Raw genomic sequence first — 13601 nt, forward strand, 5'->3', positions numbered from 1 at the left:
TCCAAATAGCTAAATCTAAATATAGATGCGCTAAAATAGACACTACACTTTTGCCAATGCTTGTTCTAAATCAGCAAGTAAATCGGCAATATCTTCCAAGCCGACAGAAATACGCAATAACTGATCTGAAATCCCTGCTGTTTTTCGAGCCTCAGCACTAATGCCTGAGTGAGTCATCGTTGCAGGATGGCATACAAGGCTTTCAACACCGCCAAGTGATTGAGCTAAGGTGAAAATTTTAAGCGATTCTAAAAACATTGGCATGGTATCAGCATCACCTACTAATTCAAAACTAAGTAATGAGCCAAAGCCTTTTTGCTGTTTTTGGGCGATATCGTGCCCAAGGTTTGACGGTAAAGATGGATGATAGACTTTAGCTATTTTTGGATGAGTAGCTAAGTATTGAACAACTTTTTGTGCATTGTCCTGCTGTAATTTTACTCGCGCTGAAAGTGTTCTTAATCCACGCAACAGAAGATAGCTATCAAATGATGACGTCATCGTACCAATATTATTAGCCCACCATAAAACATCTGTAGCTAGTTGCTGATCTTTAAAGACTAAAATTCCCGCTAATAAATCTGAATGTCCGTTTAAAAATTTAGTACAAGAATGGCTAACAATATCGGCACCAAGTTCTAGCGGTTTTTGTAATATCGGGGTCATAAAGGTGTTATCAACTAAAACTAAAGCCCCAACTTGATGAGCTTGCTCTGCAATTTTTTGAATATCAACAACACGTAATAAAGGATTACTTGGTGTTTCAATTAATACTAATTTTGGGCGTAAACTAAGCGCTTCTTTTAATGCAACAGGATCGGATTGATCAACAAATTTGGCTTTAAAATAACCACGTTGACTTAAGCTATTAAAAAGGCGATAGCTACCTCCATAGCAATCATGTGGTGCAACAACTAAATCATTAGGAGCTAATAATGCAACACTGATCAAATGAATTGCCGACATACCACAATTAGTTAAAATGGCATCAATGCCTCCTTCTAATTTAGCAATCGTTTGCTCTACCAAGCGACGGCTAGGATTGGCTTTTCGACCGTAGTCAAACTCTCTTGGTTTTGCAAAAGCCTCATAGCGATAACAAGTAGATGGTGTGATAACTGGAACAACACTGCCATATTGATCGTCGGTATTTAATCCACCGCGAACAGCAATCGTCCCTTGACTTAAGTTTTCAGTTTGAATAGTCATGATAATGCCCTCAAACAATATTTTATTTAATATAAGATTAGTCTTGTAAGCATAACATATAAAAAAAAGACGTCAACATGTCTAGACGTCTAACTGTCTTGATGTGTAGATTGCAGTAATATGAAAAAAAAGATAAAATTAACCACATTATTTGTGATGTAATTTTGGTGAACAATAATGGAATGGAACGGCGAATACATAAGCCCTTATGCAGAGCATGGTAAAAAAAGTGAGCAAGTAAAAAAAATCACAGTATCAATTCCACTTAAAGTATTAAAAATACTAACTGATGAGCGTACTCGCAGACAAGTGAATAATTTGCGTCATGCCACAAATAGTGAATTATTGTGTGAAGCTTTTCTTCATGCTTACACAGGTCAACCTTTACCATGTGATGAAGATTTGCAAAAAGACCGAGAAGATGGTATCCCAATAAAAACACAAAAAATGATGCGAAAATTAGGCATCGATCCAGATTTAATTGATGAGTAAAAAATTATTTTTCAATATTAATTTTTCTTAAATAATAAAAAGGCGCACTAAGCGCCTTTTTATTATTGCTTATCGCAATATTATTTTTTACCACCAACCATAGCAAAACGTTGTTTAAATTTATCTACACGTCCGCCAGTTGCAACATCACGTTGTTTACCTGTATAAAACGGATGGCATTCACCACATACGTCAAGATGAATATCATGGCCAATAGTTGAATGCGTTTTAATTACGTTACCGCAAGAGCAAGTTGCATTAATTGCAGTATATTCTGGATGGATACCTTCTTTCATAATAAACCTCTAAAGTTTGTTTGTATCGCTATATAAACGGCTATAAAAGCAAAATCTATACACCATACGAGTGTTAAAAAACATGATAAGGTTGCGAATTATATGCCTTAAAGCTTAAATAATCAAGCGACAAAAAACTAATTAAACAGGTAACAACCCTATTGTTACTTGTAACTTAACCTTTTCACCATTTCGCAATACAATAATGGGGACAGTCGTACCCGGTTTCAACTCAGCAATTTGATCCATTGTTTCAACTATTGATTTAACAGGCTTATTATTTACCATAATCAAGATATCATTAGTTTGTATGCCCGCCTGTAATGAAGGACCTTCAGTATTGGTAACTAAAATACCTAATACCACGGGTATATCACTTGGATTTTGAGTTGGCGAAAACTCTAAACCATCAATCCCAATATAACCACGAATAACTTTTCCATCCTGAATTAATTTATTCATAATTTTTACAGCCAAAGAAGTTGGAATTGCAAATCCAATGCCTTCAGGAACATCATTACCTAAATTTTTTGCAAAAGTGAGTGTATTAATTCCCATCAATTCACCTTTAGTATTAACGAGTGCTCCACCAGAATTACCATGATTTATTGATGCATCAGTTTGAATAAAATTTTGTCGTCGATAAGGACTTAACCCATCACGACCAGTAGCACTAATAATACCTTGTGTAATGGTTTGACCTATATTGTAAGGATTACCAATTGCTAAAACTACATCACCAATTTGGGGCTCACGATTTGGGTTTATGGATATAGTTGGAAGATTAGTTGCTTCAATTTTTAACACTGCAATATCCACTAACTTATCAGAACCAACAGGTAGCGCTTCAAAAATCCGCCCGTCTTGTAATGCAACAATAATTTGTTCTGCACCGTCAACAACATGATAATTAGTAACAATATAACCTTGCTCACTCATAATTACTCCTGAACCAAGCGGAGTTATTGCGCTAGCTTGTGATTCTTTAGATAAAGAATTAATTGAGCGACTATAAATATTAACCACTGCAGGAGCTGCAATTTTAACTGCACTAGAATAACTTAATGGGCTATCACTAAAAATTGAACTTGGAAAATTTGATTGATTCCCTTTTTGCAAAGAAGGGAAAATAATCAATAAAACAATAGCTAAAACCGTACCAATTAATATTGGCCATAAAAATTTTTTAAGCATTTGTGGGTTATTTGGGTAGTAATAAGATGATAGATGAAATTCTACCATATCTAATCAAAGCTTAATATGAGAGTTTTCGCCGATAAAGATATCGGCGAAATTGTGGCTTCATAATTAGCGTAAAATAAGGTAAATTCGACTATTACCTCGTATAATATTCAAAGCAATAGCTGATGGTTTACTATCAATGATTTTACGCAACTCGGCAATATTATTCACTCTTTCTTTATTAACACCAGTAATAAGATCACCTTCTTGTAAACTTAAACGAGATGCAGGAGAGTTTTTAGCAATGCTTTCAATTAACACACCTTTTTGTCCTTTTACTTCACCATTACTTAAATTTGCGCCATCAAGGGCTGCATGAAGAGATTTGGCTTCAGTAGACGACTCATCGCTATTTTTTAATTTAACATTAACAGTTATCTCTTTTCCATCGCGAATTAATCCTAATTTTACTGTTCGTCCAGCACCTGTTGTTGCAATCTTAGCTCTTAATTCAGCAAAACTATCTACTGGTTTACCATCCATTGAAACAATAACATCCCCAGACTTAATTCCAGCCGCTTTTGCCGCAGAATCATCTAGAACTTCACTGACAAATGCACCTTTTTGTATATCTAGATCAAATGCCTTTGCAATATCAGATGTTAACTCGTTACCTTTTATACCAAGCACACCGCGTTTAACCTCACCATATTCAATAAGTTGAGAAGTTAAACTTTTCACCATATTACTCGGAATTGCAAAACCGATACCAACATTTCCTCCGCTAGGTGCAATAATTGCAGTATTTACACCGACTAATTCACCATTCAAATTAACCAGTGCCCCACCGGAGTTACCCTGATTAATTGATGCATCTGTTTGGATAAAATTCTCAAAACCATTCATATTAAGGCCAGTTCGAGCAAGTGCTGAAATAATTCCTGAAGTGACAGTTTGCCCAATGCCAAATGGATTTCCAATTGCAACCACATAATCACCAACACGTAGCTTATCTGAATCAGCAAGCTTAATTGCGGTTAATTTTTTTGCATCTTCGACTTTAAGTAAAGCAATATCACTTTGTGGATCTTTGCCAATAAGTTTTGCTTTGTATTCATGTCCGTCATTTAATGAAACCGTTATTTTATCAGCATTATCAATAACATGATTATTAGTAACAACATATCCTTTTTCAGCATCAATAATTACACCTGATCCTAGCCCAGAAAAGGCTCTTGATTGACTATCAGGATAACCAAAAAATCGTCTAAATTCCTCTGGCATATCATTTTGCATTTGCGCAGTACCCTCAACTTTAATACTGACAACTGAAGGTAATACTGTTTCAAGCATAGGAGCTAAACTTGGTTGCTGTGCGTTATTATCAGTTGGGATGGAAGGAAAAGAAGCATAAACATTCAGCACTGAAGACAGGCTTAGTCCCAAACCTAATGCCCAAATACTTAACAATTTTTTTTGTTTTCTTAATGAATCAATCATTTTAAAATCTCTCGCCTTTACAAAAAATTAATCTCTATAAAAATGCTTTGCCATGAAATAATGGTGAATAAATCGCTAATAATTAAGATTTATTTCCATCTGCTTTATAAATTAGAAGGATTATCAGAATAATCTCTAGGTTGTTTACCAAGTGTAATTTCGTCTGTTCCGTCCAATTTTAAATCAGAGCTAGAATCGAAATCCAAAGACTGGATACTATCATTATCCACAAATTGACTAGAATTTTCAGCCATATGTTGATAAAGACGACGAAAATCTTTCGCCATATTATCTAATATCTCTGCACTATGTGAAAAGTGTTTAGCAATCATTTGTTTTTGTGCTACTAATTCATCTTTCGTTTGCTCTAACTCTTGTTTAACTTTGGCATATTTACGAGCTTTAGGGCTAATAATGCTCGTAAAAATAAAACCAATAACAAAACCAATTGCTAACCCAATTATAAGATAAATCAACATATCTTTATCCATAATCCACTCCTTGTATTTTTAAGATATATAATTTTATAAAATTGAAACTCGATTATCAGTATTTATTTTGCATGGTTAGCAAGTTTTATCAATTGTTTTTTCAATTTATCTGGCGCATTTTCTGCTAACTCATATAAAAACATTGCACTTTTTTCGGTCATCAAACTTGAGCCTAAAGGTAATTTAGAAACATTAAAATGGCACTGTGACAATGTTACCGAAATGTTTGGATTAATCCGATATTGGATAGAGGATAGTGACGGTAAAATGTTTTTCCGTATCTCAGAGATTAAATTGCTTTGTTCATATTTCAATCTAGTTAACCAACTTGCTGAACTAACTTCAAGAACAAGAACCCCTTGGCGATAATTAGCCACTCGGCACTGTTGTTTCAATGGCGATGGTAACAACTCATTGATAACATGACTTAATTTACTCAATGCAAATGTTCTATCTTTTATCTCAGATAAACATGATTCCTGAGATAATATTGATGATAACATTTGAGGCTCATTATAGCGCATATTTTGTTTTTACCTTTACTTCTTAATAAAAATAGGTCAATTAATTCGGTATAAATGAACAATTCAATATTAAATAATTTACCTCATTTCATTAAAAATGTCCTGTTTAAAAAATATATTTACAGTTTGATAACGATTACTTTATTAAGTTAAATTTTAAACTTTAATTAAAGATAATAGATAAAAATAATAAAAAAGACTAACTGTAAATTATAGCGGTTAATCTTTTTAGAAAGGTCACTATTAAGCAATAAGACTAATAACAAGAACAACAATTAAACCGACAATTGAATTAACTAATTCTAACAGTCCCCATGTTTTTAAAGTATCTTTAATCGATAAATCAAAATAACCTTTAAATAACCAAAAAGACGCATCATTGATGTGTGTTAATGTATTAGAACCAGCTGCAGTAGCAAGCACAAGTAATGCTGGATTAACTCCATTCATAACACCTGTTGTTGGATCAATAACAGCAGCACCAATAATACCAGCCGCTGTCATTGCAGAAACAACTCCTTGCCCTGTTGCTAAACGAATTAGCACAGTAATTAACCACGCCATAATATAAGGTGAGACCCCTCCCGTTGACATCAATTGTCCAATAGTATCACCAATTCCAGTATCAATAATAATTTGTTTTAATGCACCGCCGGCACCAATAATTAATACAACCATTGCAATACCTTTTACTGCATTGTCAAAAGAATGCATAACCCATTCCATTGAATGATTAAGTTTTTTTCCAAATAATATAAATGCAACAATCATAGCAATAAACATTGAAATTTGAGATGAGCCAATAAAATTAAGAACTGAGTAAACAGTTGTTCCTTTTTCTAACCATATATTTGCTATTGTCGTTGCAATCATAATGTAAGCCGGAATCAAAGGAACAGTAATGGATGAAAAAAAAGAAGGAAGATTATTTTCATCAACAGGCGCTTCAGATTGTAAAAATTGAGGTGTTGGTCTTTCTAAATTACCTAAAATTTTAGGAAGAATCAATCCAGCAAAAATGACCGAAGGAATCGCAACAATTAACCCATAAATATAGACCATTCCCATATCGGCGTTATATGCATTTACTAGAGCTACGGGTCCTGGTTGTGGTGGGAATAAAGAGTGAGCGGTTGTTGCCGCTGCAACTCCAGGAATAGCTAATTTCAAAAATGGAATTTTTGCTTCTTTTGCTAATGCAATGACTAACGGAGCTAATATGATAAATGCAGCTTCATAAAACATTGCTAGACCAAATATAAGCCCCATAATAATGATCGCTAGTTTTACATATTTAATTCCAAGTTTTTTTAATAATGTTTGAGCAATTTGATGAGCAGCACCAGAATCAACCATTAATTTGCCAATAACTGCCCCAAAAACAACAATAATAGCTAATTCACCAAGAGTTCCACCAAATCCTGATTTAATCGTTTTAAGAATACTTAATAAATCCATTTTAGCCATCAAGCCAACAAATATTGCGGCAGCTAATAATGCAACCATTGAGTTTATTTTAAAACGAATATTTAATATTAACATTAATCCTATTCCAAGGATAACCCAAAGAATATTTAAAAATTCCATGAAGAATAACTCCCCTATTTTAGATTTTATTTTTATTAGTTAAAAATTAATTAGATAAAACATAATGGTTAACTGTTTGTTTTGCGCCGTAGTTCTTTAAAGAAAGATAGTGCTCAGTAACCTTTTCTTTAAATAATTTATTATTAAGTAAATCTGAACCAAAAACAGCATCCAAACTTAGTAATGAATTTACTCGCTCAATACCTTCTCCACTAGAATTAACAATAGCTCTTAGTTGCTTACTCATTGGATCGCACACATCTATTGGCTGATTGTTATCATTAATTCCACCAACATAGCGCATCCACCCAGCAACGCCCAATGCCAACAATGAAAAATCTGAACCATTTTTGATATGCCAACGGATTGAATCCAGCATTCTTTGAGGCAATTTTTGAGTACCATCCATCGCAATTTGCCATGTTTTATGTTTTAGTGATGGATTGCTAAAACGTTCAATAAGTTTGTTTGCATATTCTTGCAAATTAACATGATTAGGGACATTGAGTGTTGGTGCTTGTTGTTGCATCATCAATGCTAGAGTTGCTTTTTTATAATTAATATCATTCATGCAATCATTAATGTGCTCGTAACCAGCCAAATAACCTAAGTAGGCTAAAAAAGAATGACTACCATTTAGCATACGAAGTTTCATTTCTTCATATGGAACAACATTATCAACAAATTCAGCACCAACTTCATTCCAATTAGGGCGGTTAGTCACAAAATTATCTTCTATGACCCACTGAATAAAAGGTTCACAAGCAATACCACATGGATCAAACATACCGCCTAATGTATTTTCAATTTCAGTTAAGGTTTCGGTTGATGCAGCAGGAACAATGCGATCAACCATAGTACATGGGAATGTTGTATTAGACTCAATCCAATTTGCTAATTGTGGATATCGAGCGTTAGCTAATCCTAATATTGCTCTTTTTAAAACTAATCCATTTTCGGGGGATATTATCGCATGATAAAGCAGTAAATGACTTTATCCCTCGTTGCATTCTTCTATAAAGTGCCTCGACAATAACACCTGGAGCAGATATAGGCTTTGTTGGATTCGCTAAGTCAGCTTTAATTAATGCATTATTCAAATCTAACTCTGCTCCACCTGGAAACATACAATAACCCTTCTCCGTTACTGTTAATGAAACAATTTCAACTACTGGATCTGCCATCTTTTCTAAAATTACATCTATACCATCTGTTAGTGTTAACAATGATTCTTTTACACTACCAATAATAAATGCTTCTTTTGATGTTGCACCTTTTTCTAACACAGTATACAAATGGTCTTGTTTACGAATTTCATTAATTAATTCTTCACCACCAACAATATTAACTTCACAAATACCCCAGTCACAATTTCCTTTGTTAAGTAAACGATCCGTCAATAACGCTTGATGACCGCGGTGAAAAGCTCCAAATCCCAAATGGACAATTCGTGAGGTTATTTTTTTCCTGTCATACAAAGGTTTATGCAGGATTGATTCAGGAAGGTTTAATAAATTTAACATTTTATTCACCATGATTATCTGTTTATCTACCCTATTGGTTAGACATATTTTCATTTGCTGATAAATATTTCATCTCAATTTTTTCTTTTTTGTGACTCGTATCACGTTTTTTGGTTTATTTCATATAAAATATTCAAAAAACCTCTATAATAAAAAATTATATTGGTATCCCAATCATAAAGTAAAATGCATTTATACCATAATTGACTTATAGTCCTTGTAATAATTAGCGTATAATTATCCAAATTAGACCAAAATTAGAATGAGGATTATAAATAATGCTAGCGGTTAATCGGCTATATCAAGAAATTGGTAATGAACTCAAATCATTATTAAAAAGTGGCACCTATAAAATTGGTGACCGATTACCACCAGAAAGAGATATTGCAGAGGCATTTAGTGTAAGTCGAACCGTAGTGCGAGAAGCGCTAATTATGCTAGAACTCGAAAATCTAGTCACAGTAAAAAAAGGTTCTGGCGTATATGTAATTGGTTTACCAAATGAAATATTATCAGAAAAAGATAAAAAAATAGAAGAAGAGGATTTTGGTCCGTTCGAATTATTACAAGCTAGGCAATTAATTGAAAGTAATATTGCCGCTTTTGCCGCTTCACAAATTGTAAAATCAGATATTATTGAATTAAGAGCGATTTTGGAACAAGAACGACAAATTTTAGAACAAGGTATGTTAGACGATTACAGTGCAGATGAAATGTTTCATATTGCGATAGCAAGAGCGACCAAGAATTCAATACTTGAAAGTTTGTTAGATGATTTATGGCAAAAACGTTCCGTTAGCAAAATGTGGGGGCAATTACACAGTCGAATTACCGATCATAGTTATCGAAAAAAATGGCTTTATGATCATGAAAAAATTTTACAAGCATTACAGGTAAAAGACGCAATGTCAGCACGTCATGCTATGTGGCAACATTTAGAAAATGTTAAACAAACATTAATGGCAGTTTCTGATAGCGAAGATCCAAATTTTGATGGTTACTTATTTGACTCAATTCCGGTTAACATTGTTAATCAATAGGTAATAATAATCAGCATTGTTTATAGATCTTTATTATTTTAAGAAAAATAAATAAATTAAATCGTTAAGGAGATTTATATGGAACAAACGATGCGTTGGTTTGGACCAAATGATCCAGTATCATTAGATGATATCAAACAAGCTGGAGCGACTGGAATTGTTACAGCTTTACACCATATTCCAAATGGTGAAGTGTGGACAATTGAAGAAATTCAAAAACGAAAAAATATTATTGAAGAAAAAGGCCTAACTTGGTCTGTCGTTGAAAGTATTCCTGTTCATGAAGAGATAAAAACACATTCAGGTAACGTTGAACAACATATTGCAAATTACCAACAATCTATTCGCAATTTAGCCGCTTGTGGCATTGATACTGTTTGTTACAATTTTATGCCCGTTTTGGATTGGACTCGTACTGACCTTGCTTATGAGTTACCTGATGGCTCAAGAGCGTTACGTTTTGACCAAACTGCTTTTGCCGCATTTGATCTCTACCTATTACAAAGACCTAATGCAGAAAAAGATTACTCAAAAGAAGATATCGCTTTAGCTAAGTCCTATTTTGAAAAAATGACACAAGCAGAAAAAGATAAGCTTATTGCCAATATCATTGCAGGCTTACCAGGTGCAGAGGAAGGCTATTCTCTCGATCAATTTAGAGCACATCTTGCAACCTATGATGGTATCGATAAGGCTAAATTACGCGAAAATTATGCTTATTTTTTAAAAGCTATTGTCCCAGTTGCTGAAGAGGTTGGTGTAGTGTTAACAGTGCATCCTGATGATCCTCCAAGACCAATTTTAGGTTTACCTCGTATAGTTTCAACTATCGAAGATATGCAATGGATTAAAGATACAGTTGACAGTATTCATAATGGTTTTTGTTTTTGTACTGGCTCTTATGGTGTCCGCAATGATAATGATTTAGCAACAATGGCCGAAAAATTTGCCGACCGCGTTCATTTTATTCACTTACGGGCAACAGTTAGAGAAGACAACCCCCTCTCTTTCCATGAAGGCGATCATTTAGCGGGTGATGTCGATATGTATGCAGTAATTAAAGCATTAGTCACAGAAGAAGAACGACGCAAAAAAGCAGGTATTAAACGCTCTATACCAGTTAGACCAGATCATGGACACCAAATGTTAGATGATCTTACCAAGAAAACTAACCCAGGTTATTCTGCAATTGGCCGTTTAAAAGGTTTAGCTGAAATTCGTGGTGTTGAGTATGCAATTCGTCGAGCTTTTTTCAATTAATTGAACGAATGTAATCAATTATAATTAATCTAGACAACAATACTAACAGTTTCAATGCCCTTCTAAGGGCATTTTTTTTATAAAAAACCAACCTAACAAGAAGATAAGAGTCACAATAATAATTAATAAATATTACACGGTAATACATAAAATGCTATTGAAGAATAACTGCTTTGACATTTCTAATTTCTAGGCGTTATATATGTATTAGTTTCTACATCGAAATAGTTCAACAATTAAGACAGTGGAGAGTGTAATATGGGTATTTTAAATAATATTTTTTCAAAAGTATTTCCTAGCGCTCAAGCAGCAGTAGGCCATGCCGTTGATACAGTGAAAGATAAAGTTGAAAATATAACCAACTCAGTCAAAGATACAGTATCAAATGGTTCAGAGCAAGTTAAAGAAAAGGTAGAACAAAGCTCATCTGCAGCTAATGTTGATGTGACATCTATTCTTGATGGTTTAGCTAAAAAACATCCTGAGGTTCTCAACTGGAAAACATCTATCGTCGATTTATTGAAATTACTAGGCATTGATAGTAGTTTAGATGCGCGTAAAAAATTGGCTCATGAGCTAAATTATACTGGTAGTACTGATGATACCGCAGCCATGAATACATGGTTAATCAAAGAAGTGATGAAAAAAATAGCTGAAAAAGGTGGTAATGTTACTCATCTATTTTCTTAATATTAAAAACTAAAAGTAGAATAATCCACCTGATTTTCGGGTGGATTTTTTATATAAACTACGCCTTAAAAGCATGTAACTGATTCATCGCAGCTTCAATACTTTGAGAAAACAAAACATTAATAGATCGCACTGATTCGTCAATAGCTTTATCAATTAATTCTTGCTCTGGTTTAGAAGGTTTATTAAGTACATAACCAACAACTTTATTTTTATCGCCAGGATGGCCAATGCCAATTCTTAATCGATAAAAATTCAAATTATTGCCCAATTTATTGGCAATATCTTTTAGCCCATTATGTCCACCATGACTACCACCGAATTTAAACTTGGCTATACCAGGATTAAGATCTAACTCATCATGAACAACTAATATTTCTTCTGGTTTAATTTGGTAAAATGTAGCCATTGCCTGCACAGCTTTGCCACTTAAATTCATGAAGGTAGTTGGAACTAACAACCGCACATCATGGGCTAAAATACTAACTCTTGATGTATAACCAAAAAACTTAGGCTCATTTTTTAATGGTTGATTATAACGTTCAGCCAATTGTTCAACAAACCATGCACCTGCATTATGTCTTGTTGCAGCATATTCATTTCCTGGATTGGCAAGGCCTACAATAAGTTTTATCGTTGTTGTCATAATAATATGTTTATTGTTAAAGATTTTATTGCAAAAAAGCCCCTAAAAGGGGCATTTAAATCAATAATAAATAGATTATTGGTGAAACATTGCCGAAATTGATTCTTCGTTACTAATTCGACGAATAGCTTCAGCAAGCATGCCTGATAGCGTTAATTGACGCACATTTTTTAATGCTTTTACTTCCGGCGTTAATGGAATAGTGTCACAAACAACAATTTCATCAATAGAACAGTTTTTAATGTTACTAACTGCTTTACCTGAAAAAATTGGATGCGTTGCGTAGGCAAATACTCTTTTTGCTCCACGAGCTTTTAAAGCATCAGCGGCTTTACAAAGCGTTCCTGCTGTATCGATCATATCATCAACTAAAATACAATCTCTATCAGCAACATCTCCAATGATATTCATTACTTCTGCTTCATTAGCACGCTGACGACGTTTATCAATAATCGCCATATCTGTGTCATTAAGAAGTTTGGCTATCGCTCGAGCACGTACTACACCACCAATATCAGGAGAGACTACAATTGGTCTTTCAAAATCACGCTGTAACATATCTTCTAAGATCACAGGACTTGCAAATACATTATCCACAGGAACATCAAAAAAGCCCTGAATTTGTTCAGCATGGAGATCAACGGTTAATACCCTATCAACACCAACTGTTGATAAAAAGTCAGCAACAACCTTAGCAGTAATAGGCACACGAGCAGAACGAACTCGACGATCTTGTCTTGCATAACCAAAATAAGGAATAACGGCAGTAATACGACCAGCAGATGCACGGCGCATCGCATCGATCATTACAAGCAATTCCATCAAATTATCGTTAGTCGGAGCACAGGTTGATTGAATAATAAAAACATCTTCACCACGGACATTTTCATTGATTTGGACATTAACTTCACCATCACTAAAACGGCTTACGACAATGTCGCCAAGAGAGGTATAAAGACGATTAGCTATACGTTTTGCTAGCTCTGGTGTGGCATTGCCAGCAAAAAGCTTCATATCAGGCACGAGAAATCCTCAAGCATGTTATCATGATTACTTATAAGTAATCGGTTAAATCGGGGTGACAATTATATAATCATTTACAGATTATGCTCAACAACATTATAGAAATTTATTAAAAATATTTTACATGTATCACAATAA

Annotated in this window: 13 protein-coding genes and 1 pseudogene; 4 read left to right on the forward strand and 10 right to left on the reverse strand. The window is 34.0% G+C overall.

From position 1 onward, the window contains the following. Positions 1-42: 42 nt before the first annotated feature. Positions 43-1209, reverse strand: coding sequence for a cystathionine gamma-synthase (metB, locus tag GQ589_RS07330; protein ID WP_160425380.1), 1167 nt, complete (start codon positions 1207-1209; stop codon positions 43-45). Positions 1210-1386: 177 nt separating this feature from the next. On the opposite strand from metB, the gene metJ reads away from it, so the two are divergent. Next, positions 1387-1701, forward strand: coding sequence for a met regulon transcriptional regulator MetJ (gene metJ / locus GQ589_RS07335; RefSeq protein WP_202112447.1), 315 nt, complete (start codon positions 1387-1389; stop codon positions 1699-1701). Positions 1702-1781: 80 nt separating this feature from the next. Here the strand turns inward: metJ and rpmE are convergent, their stop codons facing one another. From rpmE to GQ589_RS12550, 7 genes and pseudogenes are all read right to left on the reverse strand, one after another. Next, positions 1782-1997, reverse strand: a complete 216-nt coding sequence (gene rpmE, locus GQ589_RS07340) for a 50S ribosomal protein L31 (protein ID WP_065636780.1) — start codon at positions 1995-1997, stop codon at positions 1782-1784. A gap of 141 nt (positions 1998-2138) precedes the next feature. Continuing rightward, positions 2139-3191 carry an outer membrane-stress sensor serine endopeptidase DegS gene (degS, locus tag GQ589_RS07345; protein WP_160425418.1) on the reverse strand — a complete coding sequence of 351 codons (1053 nt, stop codon included), beginning with the start codon at positions 3189-3191 and terminating at the stop codon, positions 2139-2141. Positions 3192-3305: 114 nt separating this feature from the next. Next, positions 3306-4679, reverse strand: a complete 1374-nt coding sequence (locus tag GQ589_RS07350; RefSeq protein ID WP_160411439.1) for a Do family serine endopeptidase — start codon at positions 4677-4679, stop codon at positions 3306-3308. A 104-nt stretch (positions 4680-4783) separates the two neighbouring features. Continuing rightward, complete coding sequence (locus tag GQ589_RS07355; RefSeq protein WP_160425381.1) at positions 4784-5170, reverse strand: YhcB family protein; 387 nt, start codon at positions 5168-5170, stop codon at positions 4784-4786. Between the two features lie 62 nt (positions 5171-5232). Then, on the reverse strand, positions 5233-5673 hold the full coding sequence (locus GQ589_RS07360) for a DUF721 domain-containing protein (protein WP_160400305.1): 441 nt from the start codon (positions 5671-5673) through the stop codon (positions 5233-5235). A gap of 264 nt (positions 5674-5937) precedes the next feature. Further along, a complete protein-coding gene (gene gntP, locus GQ589_RS07365) occupies positions 5938-7281 on the reverse strand; it encodes a gluconate permease GntP (protein ID WP_160411441.1) in 1344 nt (447 codons plus the stop codon). Between the two features lie 46 nt (positions 7282-7327). Continuing rightward, positions 7328-8804: pseudogene (locus GQ589_RS12550) on the reverse strand (mannitol dehydrogenase family protein). A gap of 278 nt (positions 8805-9082) precedes the next feature. On the opposite strand from GQ589_RS12550, the gene GQ589_RS07375 reads away from it, so the two are divergent. From GQ589_RS07375 to GQ589_RS07385, 3 genes are all read left to right on the forward strand, one after another. Beyond that, the gene (locus GQ589_RS07375) at positions 9083-9844 is read left to right on the forward strand and encodes a GntR family transcriptional regulator (RefSeq protein WP_160411442.1); all 762 of its coding nucleotides are present in this window, start codon (positions 9083-9085) and stop codon (positions 9842-9844) included. A 78-nt stretch (positions 9845-9922) separates the two neighbouring features. Continuing rightward, the gene (uxuA, locus tag GQ589_RS07380) at positions 9923-11104 is read left to right on the forward strand and encodes a mannonate dehydratase (RefSeq protein WP_160400300.1); all 1182 of its coding nucleotides are present in this window, start codon (positions 9923-9925) and stop codon (positions 11102-11104) included. 258 nt (positions 11105-11362) lie between these two features. Next, entirely contained in the window at positions 11363-11794 is a 432-nt protein-coding gene (locus GQ589_RS07385; RefSeq protein ID WP_160400299.1) for a DUF3597 domain-containing protein, read from the forward strand. A 58-nt stretch (positions 11795-11852) separates the two neighbouring features. On the opposite strand, the gene pth is transcribed toward GQ589_RS07385, so the two are convergent. Together pth and GQ589_RS07395 are read right to left on the reverse strand one after the other, a co-directional pair. Further along, positions 11853-12440, reverse strand: coding sequence for an aminoacyl-tRNA hydrolase (gene pth, locus GQ589_RS07390; protein WP_160411443.1), 588 nt, complete (start codon positions 12438-12440; stop codon positions 11853-11855). A 75-nt stretch (positions 12441-12515) separates the two neighbouring features. Beyond that, positions 12516-13463, reverse strand: a complete 948-nt coding sequence (locus GQ589_RS07395; protein ID WP_160400297.1) for a ribose-phosphate pyrophosphokinase — start codon at positions 13461-13463, stop codon at positions 12516-12518. Between the last annotated feature and the right edge of the window lie 138 nt (positions 13464-13601).

The organism is Gilliamella sp. Pas-s27, assembly GCF_009795865.1.
Lineage (GTDB): Bacteria > Pseudomonadota > Gammaproteobacteria > Enterobacterales > Orbaceae > Gilliamella.

Bases quoted from the DNA above. Each gene is read 5' to 3' on its own strand.
- GQ589_RS07350 (WP_160411439.1), bottom strand. From the start codon at position 4,679: ATGATTGATTCATTAAGAAAACAAAAAAAATTGTTAAGTATTTGGGCA.
- uxuA (WP_160400300.1), top strand. From the start codon at position 9,923: ATGGAACAAACGATGCGTTGGTTTGGACCAAATGATCCAGTATCATTA.
- pth (WP_160411443.1), bottom strand. From the start codon at position 12,440: ATGACAACAACGATAAAACTTATTGTAGGCCTTGCCAATCCAGGAAAT.
- GQ589_RS07360 (WP_160400305.1), bottom strand. From the start codon at position 5,673: ATGTTATCATCAATATTATCTCAGGAATCATGTTTATCTGAGATAAAA.
- metB (WP_160425380.1), bottom strand. From the start codon at position 1,209: ATGACTATTCAAACTGAAAACTTAAGTCAAGGGACGATTGCTGTTCGC.
- metJ (WP_202112447.1), top strand. From the start codon at position 1,387: ATGGAATGGAACGGCGAATACATAAGCCCTTATGCAGAGCATGGTAAA.
- GQ589_RS07385 (WP_160400299.1), top strand. From the start codon at position 11,363: ATGGGTATTTTAAATAATATTTTTTCAAAAGTATTTCCTAGCGCTCAA.
- GQ589_RS07355 (WP_160425381.1), bottom strand. From the start codon at position 5,170: ATGGATAAAGATATGTTGATTTATCTTATAATTGGGTTAGCAATTGGT.
- degS (WP_160425418.1), bottom strand. From the start codon at position 3,191: ATGCTTAAAAAATTTTTATGGCCAATATTAATTGGTACGGTTTTAGCT.
- rpmE (WP_065636780.1), bottom strand. From the start codon at position 1,997: ATGAAAGAAGGTATCCATCCAGAATATACTGCAATTAATGCAACTTGC.
- gntP (WP_160411441.1), bottom strand. From the start codon at position 7,281: ATGGAATTTTTAAATATTCTTTGGGTTATCCTTGGAATAGGATTAATG.
- GQ589_RS07375 (WP_160411442.1), top strand. From the start codon at position 9,083: ATGCTAGCGGTTAATCGGCTATATCAAGAAATTGGTAATGAACTCAAA.